The 23,955-nt window shown below is 72.5% G+C and carries 11 protein-coding genes and 1 pseudogene; 11 read left to right on the forward strand and 1 reads right to left on the reverse strand.

Annotated elements, in window-relative coordinates; translation table 11 throughout:
* Both KJS59_RS08585 and KJS59_RS08590 read left to right on the forward strand, forming a co-directional pair.
* Positions 1-388: pseudogene (locus tag KJS59_RS08585) on the forward strand (hypothetical protein); the annotation flags it as partial.
* Between the two features lie 66 nt (positions 389-454).
* Positions 455-2,059 carry a (2,3-dihydroxybenzoyl)adenylate synthase gene (locus tag KJS59_RS08590; RefSeq protein ID WP_213451836.1) on the forward strand — a complete coding sequence of 535 codons (1,605 nt, stop codon included), beginning with the start codon at positions 455-457 and terminating at the stop codon, positions 2,057-2,059.
* 7 nt (positions 2,060-2,066) lie between these two features.
* Here KJS59_RS08590 and KJS59_RS08595 read toward each other — a convergent pair whose 3' ends face one another.
* Positions 2,067-2,795 (reverse strand): thioesterase II family protein, encoded by a 729-nt coding sequence (locus KJS59_RS08595; protein ID WP_213451837.1) that lies wholly within the window; start codon positions 2,793-2,795, stop codon positions 2,067-2,069.
* Between the two features lie 254 nt (positions 2,796-3,049).
* Between KJS59_RS08595 and KJS59_RS08600 the strand changes: the two genes are divergently transcribed.
* The 9 genes from KJS59_RS08600 to KJS59_RS08640 all read left to right on the forward strand — a co-directional run bounded on the left by KJS59_RS08600 (position 3,050) and on the right by KJS59_RS08640 (position 23,917).
* Positions 3,050-3,727 carry a class I SAM-dependent methyltransferase gene (locus KJS59_RS08600; protein WP_213451838.1) on the forward strand — a complete coding sequence of 226 codons (678 nt, stop codon included), beginning with the start codon at positions 3,050-3,052 and terminating at the stop codon, positions 3,725-3,727.
* A 26-nt stretch (positions 3,728-3,753) separates the two neighbouring features.
* Positions 3,754-8,430, forward strand: a complete 4,677-nt coding sequence (locus KJS59_RS08605; RefSeq protein WP_213451839.1) for a non-ribosomal peptide synthetase — start codon at positions 3,754-3,756, stop codon at positions 8,428-8,430.
* Positions 8,427-9,521, forward strand: a complete 1,095-nt coding sequence (locus KJS59_RS08610; RefSeq protein WP_213451840.1) for a saccharopine dehydrogenase NADP-binding domain-containing protein — start codon at positions 8,427-8,429, stop codon at positions 9,519-9,521. The genes KJS59_RS08605 and KJS59_RS08610 overlap by 4 nt, the downstream gene beginning before the upstream one ends.
* 17 nt (positions 9,522-9,538) lie before the next feature.
* The gene (locus KJS59_RS08615; RefSeq protein ID WP_213451841.1) at positions 9,539-10,618 is read left to right on the forward strand and encodes a Gfo/Idh/MocA family oxidoreductase; all 1,080 of its coding nucleotides are present in this window, start codon (positions 9,539-9,541) and stop codon (positions 10,616-10,618) included.
* A 12-nt stretch (positions 10,619-10,630) separates the two neighbouring features.
* Positions 10,631-11,341, forward strand: coding sequence for a VOC family protein (locus KJS59_RS08620; RefSeq protein ID WP_213451842.1), 711 nt, complete (start codon positions 10,631-10,633; stop codon positions 11,339-11,341).
* Positions 11,338-16,821, forward strand: a complete 5,484-nt coding sequence (locus KJS59_RS08625; RefSeq protein ID WP_213451843.1) for an amino acid adenylation domain-containing protein — start codon at positions 11,338-11,340, stop codon at positions 16,819-16,821. Before KJS59_RS08620 ends, KJS59_RS08625 begins: the two co-directional genes overlap by 4 nt.
* A 63-nt stretch (positions 16,822-16,884) precedes the next feature.
* A complete protein-coding gene (car, locus tag KJS59_RS08630) occupies positions 16,885-20,388 on the forward strand; it encodes a carboxylic acid reductase (RefSeq protein ID WP_213451844.1) in 3,504 nt (1,167 codons plus the stop codon).
* Positions 20,385-22,187 carry an ABC transporter ATP-binding protein gene (locus tag KJS59_RS08635; protein WP_213451846.1) on the forward strand — a complete coding sequence of 601 codons (1,803 nt, stop codon included), beginning with the start codon at positions 20,385-20,387 and terminating at the stop codon, positions 22,185-22,187. Before car ends, KJS59_RS08635 begins: the two co-directional genes overlap by 4 nt.
* Complete coding sequence (locus KJS59_RS08640) at positions 22,184-23,917, forward strand: ABC transporter ATP-binding protein (RefSeq protein WP_213451848.1); 1,734 nt, start codon at positions 22,184-22,186, stop codon at positions 23,915-23,917. Before KJS59_RS08635 ends, KJS59_RS08640 begins: the two co-directional genes overlap by 4 nt.
* Positions 23,918-23,955 lie beyond the last annotated feature (38 nt).

The following is a 23,955-nucleotide window of genomic DNA, read 5'->3' on the forward strand; positions in this document are numbered from 1 at the left end:
AAAGGCCGGCTGCCCGCCCCCGGAGGCCGCGGACGACCCGCACCCGGTGCGGCAGGGGGTCACCCGGTGGCGGCAGGACCGGACCGCGATGGAATCCGGCGCGAGCTGGTCGGGTATCGACGGGATCATGCTCGAGGATCTCGCCGTGCAGGAGAGCATGGGGCCGATCTACGACCGCAGCCGGGAACACCTCGGTGCGACCGACCGGGCGGTCGCCCACGTGCGGCGGGTGCTGCTGCGGGCGGCGGACACCGTCGGCCGGGGCGAAGCACCGATCGGGGTGGGTCGCGACGTCGCCCACGAACGGCTCCGCGCCGGCGACCGCCTCATCGACATCGAGCAGCCCTGGCAGAGCGTCGGCGACTTCTCCGCGCCCCCTGCCGGTTGACCCGACCGGCGCATGGCCCACCCGAACCGCCGTGCGGCGCCCGATCCCACCCTTCGAAGGAGGACGATGGGACGCGATTGGACCCCCTACCCGGAATCCACGGCCGCGGACTACCGCCGAGCAGGCCACTGGCAGGGCCGCACGTTGGGGGAGCGGTTCCGCGAGTGCGCGCGACGGTATCCCGACGCCCTGGCCGTCGTCGCCGGTGCCGCCAGGCTGACCTACGCCGAGCTCGACAACCGGTGCGATCGCCTCGCGAACGGACTGGTCGCGCTCGGCGTGACGGCCCGCGACCGGGTCGTCGTCCAGCTCCCGAACGGCGTGGAGTTCGTCGAGGTGCTGTTCGCGTTGATGCGGGTCGGCGCGACGCCCGTGCTCGTCATGCCCGCCTACCGGCGACAGGAACTCCGGGCGCTGATGCAGATCGCCGAGCCGGCGGCCTACGTCGTTCCGGACCACTACGGCGGCTTCGACTTCCGGACCCAGGCGAGGGAGCTGTGCGTGGACGTCGGGACGGTGCGGCACGTGGTGGTCGCCGGGGAACCGGCGGAGTTCACCCCGGTGCGGGAGCTCTACCACGGGCCCGAACCACGCCCGGACGTCGACGCCGACGACCTCGCGCTGTGTGTGATGTCCGGCGGCACGACGGGCGGCCCGAAGCTGGTGCCACGCACCCATGAGAACTACGCCTACCTGCCGAACGCGTGCGCCGCGGCGGGCCTGGACCGTGACGACATCTACCTCGCGGCCCTGCCACTGGCACACAACTTCCCGCTCGCCTGTCCGGGCCTACTGGGCACCCTCACCTCCGGGGGGACGGCTGTCATGTCGCCGACGTCGAGCCCGGACGACGCGTTCCCGCTGATCGAGCGTGCGCGGGTCACCTGGACCACGCTCGTACCCTCCGTCGTGGAGTTCTGGACCGAGGCCACCCGGTGGCACCGGAGCGACCTGTCGAGTCTTCGGCTCGTTCAGGTCGGCGGCTCGGTATTCCGACCGGAGAGCGCGCGGCGCGCCACGCAGCGCCTCGACTGCGGTCTCCAGCAGGTGTACGGCATGGCCGAGGGCCTGCTGACGATGACCGCGCTCGACGACCCGGACGATCTGGTGCTCACCACCCAGGGACGGCCACCGTGCCCGGCCGACGAGGTCCGGCTCGTGGATCCCGACGGGGTCGATGTCGAGGCTGGCGGGGTGGGAGAGCTGTGGACGCGGGGACCGTACACCGTGCGGGGCTACTTTCGCGCGCCGGAGAGCAGCGCCGGGTCGTTCACGCCGGACGGCCTGTACCGCACCGGCGACCTGGCCCGGCGGCTCCCCTCCGGGCACCTGGTGATCGAGGGGCGGCTGAAGGACGTGATCAACCGAGGCGGAGACAAGATCCCGTGTGCGGAGCTGGAAGGCCACCTGGTCGCGCACCCCGCGATCAGCGCCGCCGCCGCGGTGCCCGTCCCCGATTCCGAGCTGGGCGAGCGGGTCTGCGTGTTCCTCGTCTGCGAGCGGCCGCGGTCCCTACGGGAGATCCGGGCCTTCCTCCAGGCGCGCGGGGTGGCGAGCTTCAAGTTTCCGGACCGGATCGAGTACGTGGATCGCCTCCCCCTGACGAAGATCGGGAAGATCGACCGGAAGGCGCTGATGGCGCGGATCGCCGGCCCGGCGGCAGGTTCCTGACCGTGCCTCAGCACAGCCCGAAGTAGCCGGCGAGTTGCCGCGGCAGCTGGGCATCGGGGGCCTTGAGGAAAAAGTGGCCACCGGACAGGGCGACGGGTGGATGGAACCGGGCCGCGTACCGGCGCCACCCGTCGAGTCGATCGGGGGAGACCTCGTGGTCACGATCGCCGTAGCAGACGAGCAGTTCGGCCACCACCGTCGCGGTGGCCGTGTAGGTCTCCAGCAACCGATAGTCCTCCCGGACGGCCGGCAGAAACATCGACCGCACCTCATGGAGCTGCCACAGCGGCGCGGAGCCCGGATCCTGGCGGACCATGTCGGCGACGAGGTCCGCGTCGTCCGCGAGGTGCAGGGTGGTGGTCGGGCGGTCGTCGGGTGGGTTCTGTCCGGAGACCGCCACCCGCACGTCGGTGGTTCCGGCGCGGGTGAGCGCGGCCGCGACCTCGTACGCGACATAGGCGCCCATCGAGTGGCCGACCAGTACCGGCGACGCGATTCCGGCGTGGCCGATCGCGTCGGCGGCGCTACGGGCCAGGCCGACAAGGTCGTCGCCGTAGGGGTTGTCGCCGTACGAGACGTCGACGCGGGTGTCCCGCCCGGGGTAGGTGACGCCGACGAGGGTGGTCGCCGGCAGAGCCGTCCCCCAGTGCTGGAAGAAGCGCGGGCTGCCGCCCGCGTGCGGGAAGACGACCACGGTGGGCGAGCCGGGCACTCCTCGGTGCAGGGCGGTGAGCATGACACCCATTATCGCCATGCTCCAGGTGGGCCCGGGGTGGCCCCGGATGGCGCGTTGTCGCGGCTGATCGCTGGTGCGCTCCGGGGCGAGATTGTCGTGTCCACATCGGACAGCCGAAGATTTCGCGAACCGATGGGTGGCGGACGCCGACAGTCTTTGCAATGATTATCATTACCATCTGGGCTTCTGGTGGCGCGACGACGCCCGCCGGAGGCCCGTCGGACGCGCTGTTGTCCCGACAGATTGGACGTGGTGTGGGCGCTGACTTTCGGCCGAACGGTACGCACGACTGGCACTCGGCAACCTATGTCTCCGAATGGATCGAGGGCGACGCGACCCGCGACGTCGACCGGCGGCCGATGCTGCGTCGCCTGGCCGGGCTGATCCCGGCGACGCACGCCCGACCGATACGCGTCCTCGACGTCGGTGGCGGCTACGGTGCCGTCAGCGCCGAAGTCCTCGAACGGTGGCCGGCGGCACACGTTACCCTGCACGACTACTCGCAGGCCATGGTCAGCGTGGCCGCGGAGCGTCTCGGCCGCTACGGAACCCGCGTCACCTACCGGCTGGCGGACATGAACGAGCGCGGCTGGGCGGACCGTCTCGGCGGCCCCTTCGACGCCGTCGTGTCGGCGCTGGCCATCCACAACGTGGCAGGGCCCGAACTGGTCGAGCGGGTCTACCACGACATCTTCGGTGTGCTCCGCCCCGGCGGCGCCCTGCTGAACATGGATCTTCTTTTCCCCGCCAGCGACGGGCTGGCCGAGCTGTACCGCCGCGACCCCACCCGGCACTACAACTGGGACGTCCGGGTCACCCCGGCGGACGTCGATTCGCACCTGCGTTGGCTGCGCCGAGCCGGTTTCAGCGAGGTGGACTGCGTGTGGAAGGACCTGGAGCTGGGCCTGCTGTGGGCCTCGCGCGCGGCCTGATGCCTGATCCGGGAGGGGGCGAGCACGTGCATCCGACAACCAGTGAACTCGACCCGCACGACGACGTGCGCCACACGGTCGCATCCGTTCTGGAGCTTCCGGTCGAGGACATCGGTGAGGATCTGAACCTCATCGAACTTGGTATGGACTCGATGACGATGATGCGCCTGGCCGGCCAGTGGCAGCAGGCCGGCGCGACGGTGCGCTTCGCCGACCTCATCGCGCAACCGACACTGGCCGCCTGGCGGGAACTCGTCACGCGGCCGCACGGAGACGCTGCCGCGCAGCCGCACGGAGACGCTGCCGCGCAGCCGCACGGAGACGCTGCCGCGCAGCCGCACGGAGACGCTGCCGCGCAGCCGCACGGAGACGCTGCCGCGCAGCCGCACGGAGAAGTTGAGGGCGCGGCCCGCGCCGGCGAGACCGACGAGTGCGCGCCGTTCGAGCTGACCACCATGCAGCACGCCTACTGGGTGGGTCGCGCGCCCGGGCAACGACTCGGTGGGGTCGCGGCTCACTTCTACTTCGAGTTCGACGGCACCGGTGTCGACCCGCAGCGGTTGGCGGCCGCGGTGCGCGCGTTGATCGAGCGGCACGGCATGCTGCGGGTGCAGATCGGCGGCGACGGCTACCAGCGGGTCCTCCCGGACGCCGGGTGGCCCGGCCTGCCCGTCCAGGACCTGCGGGCCATGCCCGCCGACCGTGCCGAGCACGCCCTGACGCGGCTGCGGCGCCTGATGTCCACCCAGCAACTGGAGGTCGCGTCCGGCCGGGTGCTGGATGTCCGGCTCTCGCTGCTGCCGGACGCGATCCGCGCCGGCGGCACCCGGCTGCACCTCGACCTCGACATGATCCCCGCCGACGCCCTCAGCGTGCAGACCCTCTTCGATGACCTGGCCCGGCTGTACGCGCACCCGGATGCGCCGCTTCCCACACTCGACTACAGCTTCCCCCGCTACTGCGCGGACCACCGGGCCACCCGCCCCACCGACCGGGTCGAAGCCGACCGGGACTACTGGCGGGCGCGTCTGGCTGAACTGCCCGCGGCACCCCAACTGCCGGTACGCGCCGATCTTGAGGCGGCCCCGGCGACGCAGGTGGTGCGCCGCAGCCACTGGCTGGCACCGGAGACCACACACCGGTTGCGTGAACTCTCCCGACACCACGGGTTGACCCCGTCGATGACGCTGGCGGCCGCGTTCGCCGAGACCCTCACGGCGTGGAGCACCGAGCCCGACTTCCTGCTCAACCTGCCGCTGTTCGACCGAGAACCGCGGCATCCCCACATCGACGCTGTGGTGGGCGACTTCACCTCGTCGGTGCTGTTGAGCTGGGCCGGGTCGACCCCCGGATCGTTCGCCGAACGGGCCCGCCGGTTGCAGGACCGGTTCCACGCGGATGTGCGGCACAGCCGCTATTCGGGGGTCGAAGTGCTGCGCGACGCATCACGGCTGCTCGGCGAGACCGTGCTCGCGCCCGTCGTCTACACCAGCGCCCTCGGCTTCGGTGACCTGTTTTCCCCGCCGGCCCGCGAATGCTTCGGTGAGCCGGCCTGGATCGTCTCGCAAGGCCCGCAGATCTGGCTGGACGTGCAGGTCAGCGAGTTCGACCAGGGAATCCTGATCAACTGGGACGCCCGCGAGGAGGTCTTCGCCACGGGCGTGCTGGACGCGCTGTTCGAGGCGTACCGCGCGGTGCTGGCGTGGCTGGGGGAGGGGCAGTGGGGACGGCCGGTGCCGGAGCTGCTGCCGGCCGCCCAGCGACGGGTCCGGGCAGCGGCCAACTCCACCGCGCGGGAGTTCGCGGACGTGGCGTTGCACGAGGAGTTCTTCCGCCGCGCCGCCGAGGCTCCGGACCGGGTGGCGCTGCGGTGGGACGAAGGCGGGGAGCTGGGCTACGGCGAACTGGCCGACCGAGCGTTGCGGGTGGCCGGTGCGCTCGCGGGCCGGGGGGTCGGGCCCGGCGAGCCGGTCGTGGTGAGCCTGCCGAGAGGCCCGGACCAGATCGTCGCCGTGCTGGGAGTGCTGGCGGCGGGTGCGGCCTATCTCCCGATCGGGCCGGAGCAGCCCGCGGCGCGACGCGAGCGGATGCAGCGCCTGGCCGGCGCCCGACTGGTGGTCACCGACGAGGCCGGCGCGATCGGGCGCCCCGCGGCCGAGGTGGTGCTGATCGGCGCGACCGCCGCCGTGGCGCCGCTGCCCGGCCCGGCCACGGTCGACACCGACCGGCTCGCCTACGTGATCTTCACCTCCGGCTCCACCGGGGAGCCCAAGGGGGTCGAGATCACTCACCGGGCGGCGTGGAACACCATCGCCGACGTCAACCGCCGGTTCGCCGTGGGCGACGGCGACCGGGTGCTCGCGGTCTCCGCGCTGGAGTTCGACCTCTCGGTGTACGACGTGTTCGGGCTCCTGTCCGTGGGCGGGGCCGTGGTGCTCCTCACCGACGCGGCACGCAGGGACGCCCGGCGGTGGGTGGACCTCGCGCAGCGGCACGGCGTCACCATCTGGAACTCGGTGCCGGTGCTGCTGGAGATGCTGCTGACGGTGCTTGCGGGCGACACCTGCGCCCGGCCGCCGCTGCGTCTGGTGCTGGTCTCCGGGGACTGGGTCGGACTCGACCTGCCGGGGCGGGTGGCCGCGGTCCGACCGCGGTGCCGGTTCGTCGCCCTCGGCGGAGCGACCGAGGCGGCGATCTGGTCGAACTTCACCGACGTCGCGCGGGTCGATCCGAGCTGGACCTCGATCCCCTACGGCCGGCCGCTGGCCAACCAGCGGTTCCGGGTGGTGGACACCGCGGGCAGGGACCGCCCGGACTGGGTGCCGGGCGAACTGTGGATCGGCGGCACCGGAGTGGCCCGCGGCTACCGTGGCGCCCCGCGGCAGACCGCCCGGCAGTTCGTTGGCACCGACGACGGCCGCTGGTACCGCACGGGAGACCTCGGGCGCTACCGACCCGACGGCGTCCTGGAGTTCCTGGGCCGTACCGATCACCAGGTCAAGATCCGTGGCCACCGGATCGAACTCGGCGAGATCGAAGCCGCGTTCCAGAGCCAGCCCGGCGTCGGCCGTGCCGTCGCCGCCGTGACCGACGACCGCCGGCTCGTCGTGGCCGTCGTCGAAACCGGCACCGCCGGTGCCGCGGAGCAGTCACCTGCGACGGAAATAGCTGACTCCACAGTAGATGTCATAGCACCGCAATCCACAGTGGACACAGTTCCGGTCGAGTCATCCATAGTGGACTTTAATGCCACCGGTGACGCTCCCTCCGCCGGATCGGTCGAGGCCGACGAGGTGGACGCCCTCCTGGTGCGGATCCTGGGGCTGGAGACGCTCACCGGCGGCCACCACGAGAGCGTCGCCGACCTCACCGACCGGCTCGAAGTCGCCGAGCAGCACCGGCCGGTCGTCCGGCTCTGGCTGCGGTGGCTGCGATCCCGCGCGGTACTAACCGGCGACGGTGGGACACTGGGCGCCGGCCCCCGGCTCGACGCGGCGTTGCGGCCGGCCACCCGGCCGGGCTCCGACGGCGACGCCGGGTTCGTGGCCCGGGTCCGCGACCGGGTACTGCACCGCCGCGACGACTACCGCCGCATCCTGACCGGAGCCCTCGACCCCGCGGTGCTCCTCGACGACGACCTGCTGGCCCCCGCCGCGCTCGCCGACCACGACCCGAACGGCCACGCCGCGCTGGCCGAGGCGGCCCGCGAGATCGCGGCCCGCTCGGCCGCCCGGGGCCGCCCGATGGAGGTCGTCGAGATCGACGGCCGCGCCGGGCACACGGCCGAGCGGATCCTGTCCTCGCTCACGCCCGAGCAGGTGCGCTACACCCTGCTCGACCGGTCACCGGCGATGGTCGCCGACGCCGCCCGACGACTGGCCACCCACCCGCACGCGGCAGAGTGCCGGACGGTGCCCGATCTGTGGGTGCCCGGAGACCTCCGCCACCGCTTCGACATGGTCCTCGCCGTCAACGCCCTGCACCGCTATCCGGAACCGACGCAGGGGCCGACGCTGGCGCGGTTGCTGGCCCGCCCCGGGGGCCGGCTCGTGGCCGTCGAGCAGGGCGAGCTGCCCCCGCTCGCGCTGCTCACCGCGGCCTTGCTGGAGTACGGCTACCGCGACCTCGACGGCGAACGCCGCACCGCCGCGTCACCGACGCTGTCGGCGCGCCAATGGGGCACCCGCTGCGAGCGCGCCGGTTGGCACGGGATCACCCATCACGCGGTCGGCGCGTCGTCGACCGTGCTGCTCAGCGGTGGGCGGCCGGAGACGCCACCCGACGTCGACCCGGCGGCGCTGCTGACGCCCGCCGCGTCGGCGCTCCCGCGGCACATGCTTCCGGACCGGATCGAGGTCGTCGCATGGTTGCCGCTCGGCCGCAACGGCAAGGTGGACCGGCCGGCCCTGGTCCGGTCGCTGGCCACCGACCGGGGCCCCGAGCAGGTGGAGCCGCCGCACGGGCCCCTGGAAGAGGCGGTTGCCGCCGTCTGGACCGACCTGTTGACCCTGACGGTGGGGCGGAACCAGAACTTCTTCGCCCTCGGCGGTGACAGCCTGCTGGCCACCCGACTCGTGGAACGGCTCCGACACCGGTTCCGCGGCCCCCTGTCCCTGCGGGACTTCTTCGCCGAGCCGACGGTGGCCGCGGTCGCCCGGCAGCTCGCCGGCGGGGACGCCGACATCGACGAGGGCGCCCTGTGATCGGCCTCCTCGGTGCCTCCGGCGCCGTCGGCGCGCACGCCGCCCGGCTGCTGTCCCGGCACGGTGCCGACCTGCGCCTCGGCGGCCGCCGGCCCGAGACCGTGGCGCCGGTCGCCGGCGAGCTGCCGGGCGGTGTCGAGGTGGTACGGGTCGACGCCACGCGGGAGGCGTCGCTCGCCGCGTTCGCCCGCGGCTGTACCGTCGTCGCCAACTGCGCCGGACCGGCACAGCACCTGGCCGAAGCGGCGGCGCGGACCGTGTGGCGGGCCGGTGCGCACTACGTGGATGCCGGCGGCGACGCCGCCACCGCCGAGCGCGTCGCCCAGGGCGGCGCGGCGGGCGACGATCGGCGGGCCGTGTTCGCCGCCGGGGCGTGGCCGGGGCTGTCCGGGCTCTTCCCGCGGTGGCTCGCCGCCCGGGAGTTCGCCACGGTCCACACCCTGACCGCCTACATCGGAGTACGGGACAGGTTCACCGCCACCGCGGCTGCGGACTACCTGGACGGCGCGCTCGATGGCGCGAGCGAACCCCTCGCCGCGTGGCGGCAGGGTCCACGGTCGCGGGTGCTCACCCGACAGATCGACGAGGCGCTGCCGTTCTTCCCCGAGGGCGTGTCCGCTTTCCCGTACCTCGACCACGAAGGGGTACAGGTGGCGCGGGCGCTCGGGTTGACCCGCGCGGACTGGTACAGCGTCCTGCCGGGCACGTGGGGTGTGGCGCTCGACCGCGCACGCACCCGACCGCGTGCCGACGCGGTCGCGGACCTGTGCCGTGCATCCGAAGTGGACGCCGCGGGCCATCCGGCGTCCACGACCCTGCTGACCCAGCTCGACGGCGAGGTCGACGGCGTCGCCCGGACCCGGACCGGACTGGTGCAGGGGCCCGGCGTGTCGGAGTTGACCGGGGCGGTCACCGCGGTGTCCGCGTTGGCCGTTCACGACGGCACGGTGGCACCGGGAACGGCCTGTGCCGCCACCGCGCTCGACCCCCTCGCGACCCTGACGTGGCTGCTCGCGGCCGGCGTGTGCCGGGTGACGGTCCTGGCGACCTCGATAGAGGCGCTTCGCACAGTCGAGGCGGGTGCCCTGTGAGCAGGCAAGGGCGCCGCTTGCGCGTCGTCGTCTGCGGCACCACATTCGGGCAGTTCTACCTGGCCGCCCTCGCGGAACTCCGCGCCGACTTCGAGCTGGTCGGCATCCTCAGCCGCGGCAGCGCCCAGTCCGCGGCCTGCGCCGAACGCGCGGGCGTCCCGCTGTTCACCGACCCCGCCCGGCTGCGTGGCCGGGCCGACGTCGCCTGCGTCGTGATCCGCTCCGGCGTGACCGGCGGTGCCGGCAGCGACCTGGCACGTGAGCTGCTCGCCCTGGGCATCCACGTGCTGCAGGAGCAGCCGGTCCACCACGACGACGTCGCCGGCTGCGTCCAGGCCGCGCGGCGGCACGGCGTGGTCTACCTGCTCGGAGACCTGTACGTGCACCTGCCACCGGTGCGCCGGTTCGTGGCCGCCGCCCGAGAGCTGCTCGCCCGGCGGCCGGCCCGCCATGTCGACGCGCGATGCGCGATCCAGGTGGCCTTTCCCCTGGTCCACATCCTCGGCGAGGCGCTGGGCGCGATCCGACCCTGGGGGCTCACCGCCGCTCCCGAGCCCGCCGGCCCGGCCCGGGTACTGACCGGACACGTCGGGGCCACCCCGTTGACCGCGATCGTGCATCACGAGATCGATCCCGACGACCCGGACAACCACCTTCCGCTGCTGCAGCAGATCTCGATCAGCACGGACGCCGGTCGCCTCTGCCTGACCGACACCCACGGACCCGTGACGTGGGCACCACGACTGCACATCCCGGACCCGGTGACGACCGCCTTCGACTTCGACGACGAGGCGGCCGCGTTCCTCGCCGAACCCAGCCTCGTCCAACTCGACCCGTCGCCGCCCAGCTACCGCGAGATCCTGACCCGGTGGTGGCCCGCGGCGATCGGCGCGGATCTGCTCGCGCTCCGGGACCGGGTCCTCGCCGGCCGGGGCAGCCCCGCGTCCGAGCAGTACCACCTGACGCTGTGCCGGCTCTGGCAGGAGACCACCACCGCCCTGGGCTACCCGGCGTTGCGTCCGGCCCAGACCCATCAACCGCTGCCCGCGACCGAACTCGTCACGGCCACGGCGGCGGCCGCGATCGACCCGAGGTGAACGGAGCGTTCCGTGCTCAGATGCAGCCATGTCATATGCAAGGTCGACGACGTCCGGTCCCTGGTCCGCGACTACGAGGATCTCGGGTTCACCATGGAGTGGGGCTCGGCTCCCGAACGCGCCCGCAACGCCTTCATCCGCTTCGCCGACGGTCCGTTCCTGGAGTTCTTCGAGCTGACGGCGGCCGCCCGGCGGTGGCGCCGACCCGTCGGGCTCCTGTTCGGCGCCGCGGCCGGTGATCGGCTCGCCCACTGGGCGCAACCCGGGCAGGGCTGTCGCGACCTCGCCCTGGAGACCGAGGCCACGAGCCTCGCCGACACGCGGGCCGCACTGCGGTCCGCGGGTGTGGACACCTCGCGGGTGATCAAGGGGAGACGGACCCGACCGGACGGCCGGGCCGTGCGCTACGAGTACCTCGCGACCCGCCCCGCCGGCATGCCCCTGGTGGTGTCGGCCTACGACCCGCCGCAGCGGCCGGCCAGCATCGTGCACCCCAACGGCGCGCGCGGCATCGGCCGGGTGCGCTTCGCGGTGGCCGATGCCGCGCGACCGGCGATGGCTATCCTCATCGACAACGATCCATACCTGACCGTCGTCCCGGCCGCCACCACCGAGGTGCTCGGCGTGGAACTGGCGGGACTTCGGACCGACCTCGACCCGGCGAAACTGCACGGCGCCGTGCTGAGTCCCGCCACCACCTCGAAGCGGGAGGGCACCTCGTGACGAACATCCTCAGCGCGGACGAACTCATCGCCGACCTGCGCCGAACCGGCGTACAGCTGTGGGAGGAGGCGGGCCGGATCCGGTACCGGGCGCCGAAGGGTGTGCTGACCCCGGACCGCCTGGACGCGCTGCGCGCCAACAGGGACGCCGTGATCGCGTCGCTGCGCGACGCGGACCCGCCCGTGGTGCTGCGTCCCGACCCTGACGCCAGGTACGACCCGTTCCCGTTGACCGACGTGCAGGCCGCCTATCTCCTCGGGCGAGGGCAGGTCTTCGAGTACGGCGGGGTGGGGTGCCACGTCTACCTGGAGATCACCTATCCCCGCCTCGATGCCGGCCGGGCGGAGACCGCCTGGAACCGGCTCGTGGAGCGGCACGACATGCTGCGGGTCGTCATCGAACCCGAGGGATACCAACGGGTACTGCCCACCGTCGCTCACCTGGTGCTGCCGGAGCTCGACCTGCGCGGGCTGGACGACGCACGGGCGCGGGCGGAACTGGCCGCGGTCCGGGCCGAGCTGGACCACGCGATGCACGACACCACGACCTGGCCCGTCTTCGCGCTGCGCCTGACCCAGACCGCGGCGCACACCGTGCTGCACCTGTCCATGGACTTCCTGGTCGCCGACTGGACCAGCATCTGGCTGCTGCTGGGCGAGTTCGAGGCGTGCTACGCCGAGCCGGCCCGCGAACTGCCCCCGCTGGAGATCACCTTCCGCGACCACGTGATCGCCGAGCGCGGACTGCGGGAGTCCAGCCGCGGCCAGCGGCACCGGGACTACTGGTGGTCGCGACTGGACGACCTGCCCGCCGCCCCCGAACTGCCGGTGCTCGCACCGCCGTCCCCGGCGCGGTTCGCACGCCGGTCACTGCGGCTGGACACCTCGGCGTGGGAGCGGTTGAAGCGACGCACCGTCGACCACGGCCTCACGCCGTCGGTCGTCGTGCTGGCCGCCTACGCCGCCGTGATCCAGCGCTGGTGCGGGATGCCCCGGTTCACCCTCAACCTCACGGTGCTGAACCGCCAGCCGGTGCACCCCCAGCTCGGCCAGGTGGTCGGCGACTTCACCTCGGTCGACCTGCTGGCCATCGAGTGGGCGCACGCCGATACCTTCGCGGCGCGAGCCGCCGTCATCGGCGCGCAGCTGTTCGAGGATCTCGATCATTCGCTGTGCAGCGGCATCGAGGTGATGCGCGAGCTGGCGCGCCGGCGTGGGCGCGACGCCGCACTGATGCCGATCGTGTTCACCAGCGCGATCGGGCTCGGTGACTCCGCCGAGAGTGAACGGTCGACGCCCCCGCCCGGCGGCGCCAGCGTCACCCAGACTCCCCAGGTGTTCATCGACTGCCAGACCATGGACGACGCCGAGGGTCTCCTCGTGAACTGGGACGTCCGGCAGGGCGTGTTCCCCACGGGGGTTACCGACGACATGTTCGCCGCCTTCGAGGCGCTGCTGCGCGAGCTGGCCGGCAGCGACACGCCCTGGCAGGCCGACGAGGTGGTCGCCCTGCCCCGCTGGCAGAGCGCCGAGCGCCGAGCGGTCAACGACACCGCGGCGCCGCTGCCGTCCACCCTGCTGCACGAGGAGATCTTCGCCCAGGCGGCTCGCACACCGCAGCTCCCGGCCGTGATCGACCCATGGCGAACGGTGGGCTACGGCGAGCTGGCCGGGTGGGCCGCGGGGGTGGCACGGGCACTCCGGGCGGCGGACTGCGGCGCGGGCCACCCGGTCGCGATCGTCATGGACAAGGGCGTCGAACAGGTCGCCGCGGTGCTTGGTGTCCTGCTGGCCGGCGCGGTCTTCGTCCCCGTCGACGCGGTTCAGCCGCCGGTGCGGCGCCGGGCGATGATCGCTGACGCCGGCGCGCGGCACGTCCTCACCCAGTCGTGGCTGTCCACCGGCACCGACTGGCCGGCCGGGGCACGGGTGATCCAGGTGGACACCCTGGAACCCTCGGCGGTGACGCCGGGCCCCCGGCGCGACCCCGACGACCCCGCCTACGTGATCTACACCTCGGGCTCCACCGGCCGCCCGAAAGGCGTGGTGATCAGCCATCGGGCCGCGGCCAACACCGTCGGCGACATCAACCGACGCTTCTCGATCACCGCGGCCGATCGGGTGCTCGGCGTCTCCAACCTCGGCTTCGATCTGTCGATCTACGACATCTTCGGGCCACTGTCGGTCGGCGGCGCCCTGGTCTACCCACAGGCCGCCCGCCGAGCCGACCCGTCGCACTGGGCCGCGCTGATCGCGGAGCACGAGGTGACGGTGTGGAACTCGGTTCCCGCCCTCATGCAGATGCTGACCAGCTACCTGCGGTCCGGCCCGGCCGCCGTGCCGGCGTCGCTGCGCCTGGCGCTGTTGTCCGGGGACTGGATCCCCGTCGCGCTCCCCGACGAGATCGCCATCATCCCCGGCGTGCGGGTCGTCAGCCTCGGGGGCGCCACCGAGGCCGCGATCTGGTCGATCCACCACCCGATCACCGGCCGTGACCCGGCGTGGCCCAGCGTCCCCTACGGCGTACCCCTGGCCAACCAGGGCTTCCGCGTGCTCGATCCGTCGTATCGGGACTGCCCCGTGTGGGTCGCGGGGGAGTTGTTCATCACCGGAGCGGGTCTCGCCCAGGGCTACCTCGGCGACCCGGAGACGACCGCGGCCCGGTTCGTCACCCACCCGCGGGACGGGGAGCGGCTCTACCGCACGGGTGACCGAGGCCGCTACCGACCGGGCGGGGAGATCGAGTTCCTGGGCCGGGAGGACACCCAGGTCAAGATCCGGGGCCACCGCGTCGAACTCGGGGAGGTCGAGGCCGCCCTCTGCGAGCACCCGGCCGTGACGGCCGCCTGCGTGGTCGTCGACGGGCAGCCCGGCGGCCCGCGCGCGCTGTTCGGCGTGGTCGAGCCAGCCCGGCGCGCCCCCGTCGTCGACCGGGGCCGGGCCGGACAGATTGCGTCGCTGGTGCACTTCGCGACCGGGGCCCTCGTCGCCGGTGTCGATCGCGCGGAGGTGGACACCTACGTCGCCCGCCTCGACGACGCCGTCCTGTCGGCCATGACCCTGGCGCTGCGCCGGCTCGGCTTCTTCCCCACCACGGACGCGACCCACGACGGCGACGACATCGCGGCCGCGGTCGACCCGCGCCACCGCTGGTTGCTGGGACGCTGGCTCGCGGTGCTCGCCGACGCCGGCCACCTCACGGCGTCGGACGACGCAAAGCGGTTCGCCCTCAATACGCCCGTCGACGAGGAAACCGTCGCCCGCACCTGGCAGGCCACCGAGGCCGCCGCCACCGGCCTGGGCCTGGCGGGGTTCCTGCGGTACCTGCGGGGCAACACCGAGGTCCTGCCCGCGCTGCTCGTCGGCGAGCAGGATCCGGTCGCCCTGCTCCTGCCCGGCGGGCAGACCGAGGTCGCTGACGCGTTGTACCGGGACAACCTCATGGTCCGCTACCTCAACCGGGGCGTGCGCACCATCGTGGAGCGCATCGCGACCGAGTCGGCCGGGGCCTTCGGTCTGCGGGTGCTCGAGGTGGGCGCGGGTACCGGAGCCACCACGGAGCCCGTGCTCGAGGCGCTGGGTGGCACCGACGTCGACTATCTGTTCACCGACGTGTCACGGTTCTTCCTGCCTGCGGCGCGGGCCCGCTTCGGGGCCCACCCCGGGGTCCGGTTCGGCGTGGTCGACATCGACCTCGACATGCGGGCACAGGGACTGGCGCCGAACTCGTTCGACGTGGTGCTCGCCGCCGGCGTGCTGGAGAATTCCCGCGATCCGGGCGCGGCCCTGCGCCGCCTCGGTGACCTGGTCACGCCCGGCGGCTGGATGGTGCTCACCGAGCCGACCCGCGAGCACCCGTGGATCCTCGCCTCCCAGGCGTTCATGATGACGCCCCCGGAGGACGCCGCACGCCGGTCCGGAGCGTCCTACCTCGACCGCGACCAGTGGCTGGCCCTGCTCGCGGAGGCGGGCGCGGTGGAGACGGTGTGCCTGCCCGACGACGAGCACGTCCTCGCGCCGCACGGACTGCACCTGTTCGCGGCGCGCTTCAAGGCCGATCGGGTGCCGGTGCGGCCCGAGGACCTGCATCGGTTCCTCGTCGACCGCCTGCCCGAGCCGATGATCCCGCGCGGCATCCAGATCGTCGACCGGCTGCCCCTGTCGACCAACGGCAAGGTCGATCGGGCCGTGGTACAGGGCTGGCTGCCCACCGCGAACGCCGCCGAGACCGCCGACCCGGACGACGCGCCGGCCGACGACCTCGAGACCGCCCTCGCCGCCATCTGGTCCGACGCGCTCGCCACCGGGCCGATCGGGCGGGTCGAGAACCTGGTCGACCGAGGGGCGGATTCCCTGATCATGGCGCGGACCGTCGGGCGGCTGCGCGAGGAGATTCCGGCGGCCGCCGACACTCCGTTCGACACGCTGCTACGGCACCTGCTCAACTCGCCCACCATCGCCGACCTCGCCCGCTTCCTGCGCCAACGGGCCCGACCGGCGCCCGATCACGCCGATGCGGGCACCGGGTCACGACTGGACGCCTCCATCGCGAGCCTGGTCCGGTTCCGGGACACCCGTGACGGACCGGTCCGCGTGATGTTCCACGCCGGCATGGGCACCATGGAGTGCTTCCGGCCGTTGGCGGCGAGGCTGACCGCCCAGCACCTCGGCCCCGTGGTCGGGATCGTGATCGAGGATCCGGAGATGTACTGCGCGCTGGAGCCGAGCAACACCATCGAGCGCCTCGCCGACCACTACACCGATCGGCTGCTCGCCGAGGGCTACGAGCGTTTCCAACTGATCGGCTACTGCGTGGGCGGCCTGTATGCCACCGAGGTGGCTCGGCGGCTGTTGGAGCGCGGCATCGACCTCGACGACCTGATCCTGGTGAGCAGCCACCCGGTCCTCGTCGACGTCGAGGAGGATCTCATGCTGGAGGCGCTGTTCATCCCGAATCTGGGACTCAGCATCGATCGGCTCGGGTTCGGCCCGGTCAGCTCCGATGCGGCGGGGCGGGCCTTCGCCCAGGCGATCGAACGGCACCACGGCCGGGTCCCGGTGGGAGCGCTGGGCGAGGTCGGCGGCGACCGGGACCTCGACGCGGTCGCCGCGCTCTTCCGGCGGCTCGGCGCGCATAGCCAGGAGGACCGGTTCACCCTGTACGCGAACGCGGCCTCGCGGCTGTCGGGAGAGTACACACCGCCGGAGATGGTGTCGGGGATGTTCCGGGTGCTGCGGCACAGCTTCCTGTCGACCCGCTTCCGCCCCGCGCCCTACACGGGCGACATCCGCTTCCTCCTTCCGCAGGCCACGTCCGGGTTCGCCCCCGGCATGGAGGACGCGACGATGTCGTTCTGGCGAGAGATCTGCCTCGGCGCCCTCGACGTCGTCGATATCGACGGTGACCACTTCACTTGCATCGAAGAACCCCTGGTCGCCGACGTCGCCGCGCACATCGCCCGACCGTTGCGTACCACCTAACAGGGGCGCGACGACCACCGAACCCGGACCCGAAAACCCGACCCGAACCGGAGGAACCCTTCGATGACCGCGACGCGGCAGACTCCCGAGGAACGGCGACTTGCGGAGATCCTCGCTGCGGACGACGAGGTGCGGGCGCGGCTTCCACTGCCGGCCGTGGCGGACGCGGTCCGGAGGTCCACCGGAGCCCTCAGCGAGATCGTTGAGACGATCATGCTCGGGTACGCCGACCGGCCGGCGCTGGCCGAGCGTCCGGTGGCCTCGCCGCGGTCGGGCTCCGGTGGCTTCGCCGAGCGCCGGGAACCGCGACTGGCCACGGTCTCCTACCGGGAGGTCTGGACGCGCGCCCGGTCGATCAGCACGGCGTGGCAGCACCGTTCGATGGGCATCCTCCGCCCGGGAGACGTCATCTGCTCGCTGGCGTCGCCCAGCGTCGACTACGCGATCCTGGAACTCGCGACCATCGCCGGCGGCGCCGTGTCCGTGCCCGTCGCGCCGTCCGCCCCGGCCGCGGAGTGGGTGTCCATCGTCGCCGCGACCCGACCGCGGGTTCTCGCCGTCGGCATCGACCTCGTGGAGACCGTCCTGAAGGCGTTGCCGCCCGATCTCCGGCCGCCGTCGCTGATCGTGCTGGGGCAGGGCCGATCGTCGGGTCGGGTCGATCAGGCGGTGCGCGATGCCCGCACGGCGGTCGACAAACGCACCGGTGTGCACAGCCTGGAGAGCCTGGACCGGATCGGCCGGGACCTGCCGGCGGCGCCACTGCACGTGCCCGCGGCCAACGCCGAGCAGCTGTCCCAGATCCTCTTCACCTCCGGGACGACCGGCGACCCGAAAGGGGCGATGTTCCCGCGGCACCTGCTGGCCGGCTCCTGGCGTGGCCTGGCACAGGCGCCGTGGCCGGGTATCGTCCCGCACTACGCGCCGATGAGCCACATCGCCGGCCGCATCGCGCTCGCCGGCACGTTGGCCAGGGGCGGCACCTGCTGTTTCGTCGGGTCCGGTGACATGGCGACCCTCCTCGAGGACTTCTCGCTGGTCCGCCCGACCGAGCTCGCCGTGGTCCCGCGGGTGTGCGAGATCCTCCACGAGCGGTTCACCAGTGACGTCGAGGCCAGGATCGCGGGTGGAGCGGCGCGCGAGGACGCGCGGGACCAGGCGGTGATGGAGCTACGTGATCGCGTCCTCGGCGGGCGGGTGACCCGGGCGTCCAACGGCAGCGCGCTGCTGAGCGACGAACTGCGATCGTTCATGACGATGCTCCTCGGGGTCCCCCTGCACGACGGGTTCGGGACCACCGAAGCGGGCGGACCGATCCTTGTCGACAACCGGATCCTGCGACCGCAGGTCATCGACTACAAGCTCGTCGACGTACCCGAGCTGGGCTACTTCGGCACCGACCGGCCCTACCCGCGCGGGGAACTACTGGTCAAGACCACAGCCATGATCCCGGGCTACCACGGCCGGCCGGACCTCACCGCCGCGCTCTTCGACGCCGACGGCTACCTCCGCACCGGGGACGTGATGGCCCAGACCGGGCCGGACGAACTGCGGTTCGTCGACCGCCGCAACAACGTGGTCAAGTTGGCGCAGGCCGAGTTCGTGAGCGTGGCCAGGATCGAGCAGATCCTGGCCGGCAGCCCGCTGATCCACCAGATCTTCGTCCACGGCCAGAACGGCCGGGCGTACCTGGTGGCGGTCGTCGTGCCCAGCCGCCAGGCGGTGGAGACCCACCCTGACCCGGCGGCGCTGAAGTCCGCGCTGGCGCGGGAGATCCGTGCCTGGGGGAGAGCGGCGGACCTGCGGTCCTACGAGATCCCCCGTAGCCTCATCGTCGAGCACGAGCCGTTCAGCGTGGACAACGGACTCCTCACCGGACTCGGAAAGGTGCTCCGCGCGAAGGCAAGGGACCGGTTCGACGAGCGACTGGGTTGCCTCTACCGGGATCTGGCCGCCGCGCAGGAGACCGAACTCGCCGCCGTACGGCACGCGGCCGCCGACCGGACGGTCCTCGACACCGTCGTCCACGCCGTGGGTGCCCTCGTCGGCGACCGCGCGACGCGGCCCGTCCCGGAGATGCGTTTCGTCGATCTCGGTGGCGACTCGCTGTCCGCGCTCGGCCTGTCGACGCTGCTGTGGGACAGCTACGGCGTCGAGGTTCCGGTGAGCGTGCTCGCCGGGCCGACGACCTCCCTCCGCGACGTCGCGGACCACATCGAGGCGGCCAGGGTGGCGGGAACGAGCCGGCCGACCGCCCGCTCGGTGCACGGCGCGGTGTCCACGATCCGCGCCGACGATCTTCGCGCCGACGCCCTGCTCGGCACCGCCACGGCGGCCGCGTGCCCGGCGCCTGCCGACCGCCCGCCTTGCCGGCGCACGGTGCTGTTGACCGGCGGGAACGGGTTTCTCGGTCGGTTCCTCGCGCTGCACCTGCTGGAAAGACCGGACCGCGAGGTCGTCTGCCTGGTTCGCGGCAGAAGCGACGAGGACGCGCGCCGACGACTGGAGCAGGCGTTCGACACCGGCGACCCCGGCCTGCTCGACCGGTACCGCGGGCTGGCCGGACACCGGCTCCACGTCGTCGCCGGAGACGTCGACGACCCGCGGCTCGGGTTGACCGACGAGCGGTGGCCGCGGCTCGCCGAACGGGTGGACACGATCATCCATGCGGCGGCGCAGGTCAACCACGTCCTTCCCTACGAGCAGTTGTTCGGTCCCAACGTGCGGGGCACCGCCGCCGTCATCGACCTGGCCCTGACGTCGCGGCTCAAGGAGGTCGTGTTCCTGTCGACCATCGGGATCGCCGACCAGGTGGACGGTGACCTCGGCGAGCAGGACGACATCCGGGTCACGAACCCGACGCGTGCGCTGTCCTCGGCCTACGCCGCCGGGTACGCCACCAGCAAGTGGGCGGGCGAGGTGCTGCTGCGACACGCCCACGACCGCCATGGTCTCCCGGTCACGGTCTTCCGGTCGGGGCTGATCCTGGCGCACCGGCGCTACGTCGGCCAACTGAACCCGCAGGACATGTTCACCCGGCTGATGCTCAGCATCCTGGTCACCGGAGTGGCGCCGGCGTCCTTCGCCGCGCACCACCGCACCGGGCAGCAAGCCCGATCCGCTGCCTTCGGCGGTGTACCGGTCGACTTCCTGGCGGAGAGCGTGGTGCGGCTGAGCGGCGCGCACTCCGGCTCCGGCCACCGCACCTACAACGCGATCGACCCCGACCCGCGGGGACCCTCCCTCGACGCCGCCGTGGACTGGCTGATCGACAGCGGCGTGCCGGTGACGCGGATCGACGACCACTCGGAATGGCTGCGGCGATTCGAGATCGGATTACGCGCCGTACCCGAGCGGATCGCCGCCTTCACGGCGTTGCCGCTGATCGAGGCATTCCGGCGCCCGACCGCCCCGGCGTCCCCGCCCGCGTCGGCGTCCCGGTTCCGCGCGGCCGTGCAGGACGCCGGAGTGGGTGGCACCGGTGTCATTCCGGGCCTGTCCCCGGACCTCGTGTCGAAGTACGTGACCGACCTGGCGGCCTTGGGCCTGAGCGGGGGATCCAGATGAACGAGGAACTGAGCGGGGAACCGAGCGCCCGGGGTTCGTTCTGGCGGCTCGCCGCCGGGGTGCGCGGACAGCTCGTCCTGTCGGGAGTGCTCATGGCTCTCGGAGCGCTCTCGGGTCTGGTGCCGGTCGCCGCGGCGATGGCGCTCTTCGAAACCCTCGTCCCCGCCCTGGGCGGGAATCCGGGTGCCGCGCACGAGGCGTGGCAGCTGGTCGGAACCCTGATCGCGGCGTTGGTCGCCGCCCAGCTCCTGGGCATGGCCGGCTACGGCGTCAGTCATCGCGCGGATGCGACGTTGGCCGAGGACATCCGGCAGCGCCAGGTCACCCACCTGTTGCGGCTGCCGCTGGTCTGGTTCTCCCGCAACGCGTCCGGTCGGGTCAAGAAAGTGGTACAGGACGACCCGCACAAGATCCACTACCTGATCGCACACGCCATTCCCGACTTCGTCAACGGCACGGTTCGACCGCTGTCGAGCCTGGTCTTCCTCCTCGTGGTCGATTGGCGGCTCGGACTCGTCGCGCTGATCCCGCTCGCGCTGGCGGCGGCGAGCCTCCCGCTGCTCCTGCGCGACGTCACCGCGCGGTACTCCCGCTACAACGCGGGCCTCGCGTCGCTGGGTGCCGCCGTGGTCGAGTACGTGCGCGGCATCGGCCCGATCAAGGTCTTCGAAGTGGCCGGCAAGGGACACCGGCGCTTCGTCGAGCGGGCAGGGTGGCATCACCGCTTCTACCGGGAATGGTCGGAGGCGACGGTGCACGGCGCCGCACTCGTGCACGCCTTCACCTCGCCGGTGTTCGCCGCCGTGGTCGGCTGCGTCGGCGCCACGCTGCTGGTCGTGTTCGCGGGCCTGTCGCCGGTCGTGCTCGTCCCCGCGGTGCTCCTGGCGGGCAACATCGCCGGCCCGCTGGTGCTGCTGGTCGAGATGCGCGAGTTCATGCGGGAGGCCAACGGCGCCGCCCGCGGGATCGAGTCGTTCTTCGCGCTGCCGCCCATGGCCGCCCCCGACGGCCGGGTGCCCGACGGGCACGCGGTCGCGATCGAGCGGGTCGATTTCGCCTACGAGCAGGGCGGCGGGCTCGCGCTCGACGGGGTCACGGCACACCTCGCGCCGGGGACGATGACGGCGCTGGTCGGGGCGTCCGGTTCCGGAAAGTCCACCTTCGCGGCGCTCGTGCCTCGGCTCATCGACGCGGACCGCGGGGCCGTCACGCTGGGCACGGTCGACACCCGGCAGCTTCCGGCGGAGAGCCTCTACTCCGTGGTCGGTTTCGTGTTCCAGCAACCGTATCTGCTGCGGATGTCCATCCGGGACAACATCGCGATGGCGCGACCGGACGCGAGCGACGCCGCCGTTGTCGCCGCGGCGGCGACCGCCCAGATCCACGACCGGATCATGGAGCTGCCGGCGGGCTACGACACGATTGTCGGCGACGGCGCGTGGCTCTCGGGTGGCGAACGCCAGCGGCTCTCGATCGCGCGAGCCGTGCTGATGGACACCCCGCTGCTTGTGCTCGACGAGGCCACGGCGTTTGCCGACCCGGACTCGGAGGTCGCGATCCAGCAGGCGCTCGCCGCGCTGACCCGCGGTCGCACCCTGTTGGTGATCGCGCATCGGCTGCACACCGTGGCGCACGCCGATCGCATTGTCGTGCTCCACCGCGGCCGGGTCGCGGAGTCGGGCACGCACGACGAACTCATCGCCGCCGACGGCGGCTACGCCCGGATGTGGGGCGCCTACCAGGCCGCCCGCACGCTCGCACCGCGGTCGTCGGGCGCTACCCAGGGGAGCAAGGAATGATCAGGTTCCTGATCCGGATCGGTGACGCTCCCGCGCGCCGGATGCTCGTCGCGTACTGCGTCGTCGTGGCCGGTGCGACGCTGCTGACCTCCGCCGCGTTCGTGACGATCCTCCCCCTGACGATCGCGCTGCTCTCCGACGAACCGGCCTCGGCGTTGCCGGCGCTGGGGATGCTCGTGGCGTTCGGGCTGGTCGCCGGCTGTCTGGACGTCACCGGCACGCTGCTCGGTCAGCGGGCGGGCGCCCGGCTCATCCTGCGGATGCACGAACTGATCGCGGAGCGGGTGGCGCGCCTGCCACTGGGCTGGTTCGACGTCGACCGGGCCGGGTCGATCAGCAACGTCACGACGCGAGGTGTCACCTTCGCCGCCAACGCGCCCGAGTCGATGCTCCGGCCGATGCTGTACGGGCTCGTGCCCCCGTCGATCGTCGGCCTGGTGATGTTCGTGGTCGACTGGCGTCTCGGCCTGAGCTTCCTCCTCGGAGGCGGGGTGGTGGTCGTCGTCTACCGCTGGGCACTGGCCCGCGACGGGCGGGTCGAGCAGGCCGCCGACGCGCGCGACGAGGACGGCGCCGCGCGCGTGATCGAGTTCGCCGCCGCTCAGCCGGCGGTCCGCGCGGCCGGACCCGGTTCGCTCGGCGAGCGCAGCGTCCGCGCGGCGCTCGTCGCGCAGCGTGCCGCGACGCGGACCGTGCTGGCCACGCGCGGCCGGGGCGCGCAGGCGCATACGGCCACCGGGTTCGCGGCGCTGCTGCTCATCGTCGTCGTCGCGGTGGCGCTGGTCGCCGCGGGCCGGGTGGATCCCGCCGAGTTCGTCGCGGTGATCACGCTGGCCGTGGCGATGAGTGCGATGGTCAGGAACGTTCTGCCCTTCGGCACCGGGGTCGGCATAGCCAACCGGGCGCTCGCCGCGCTGCGGTCGATCATGGACGCGCCCCTGCCGCCCGAGCCGGAGCATCCCGCGGTCCCCGCCGACTCGTCGATCGAACTCCAGGACGTCCATTTCGGGTACACGCCGGAGCATCCCGTCATCCGCGGGGCGAGTTTCCGCGTCGAGCCGGGCACGACGACCGCGATCGTGGGCCCCTCGGGTTCGGGCAAGACGACGCTCGCGCGGCTGATCGCACGCTTCTGGGACGTCGACTCCGGCGCGATCCGCATCGGCGGGGCCGACGTGCGCGATCTTGGTACCCGCGCCGTCATGGCACAGGTGTCGATGGTGTTCCAGGACGTCTACCTCTTCGAGGACACCCTGATGGAAAACATCCGGCTGGGCCGCCCAGGCGCCACCGACGAGGAGGTTTTCGCCGCCGCCGAGCGGGCCGGGGTCACCGAGATCGCCGAGCGTCTTCCCGACGGGTTCGCCACGCGGGTGGGCGAGAGCGGTGGCACCCTCTCCGGCGGCGAGCGCCAGCGCGTCTCGATCGCCCGGGCACTGCTGAAGAACGCCTCGATCGTGCTGCTCGACGAGGCGACCGCCGCCGTCGACATCGAGAGCGAGCTGCTGATCCAGCGCGGGCTCGCCGCGTTGTCGGGCGACAAGTCGCTGGTCGTGATCGCCCACCGGCTGCAGACCATCCGCCAGGCCGACCAGGTCGTCGTGCTCGACGGGCGCGGCGGTGTCGAAGCGGTCGGCGACCACGACACGCTGCTGCGGGCGAGCCCGACCTACGGCCGGTTCTGGGCCGAGCGCACCGAGACCACCGGCTGGATGATCGAGGCACGTTGATCACCGTGCGGCGTCCCGCCGAACCGGATTCCCACTGA

It is taken from the genome of Rhizomonospora bruguierae, from assembly GCF_018397995.1.
Classification (GTDB): Bacteria; Actinomycetota; Actinomycetes; order Mycobacteriales; family Micromonosporaceae; genus Rhizomonospora; species Rhizomonospora bruguierae.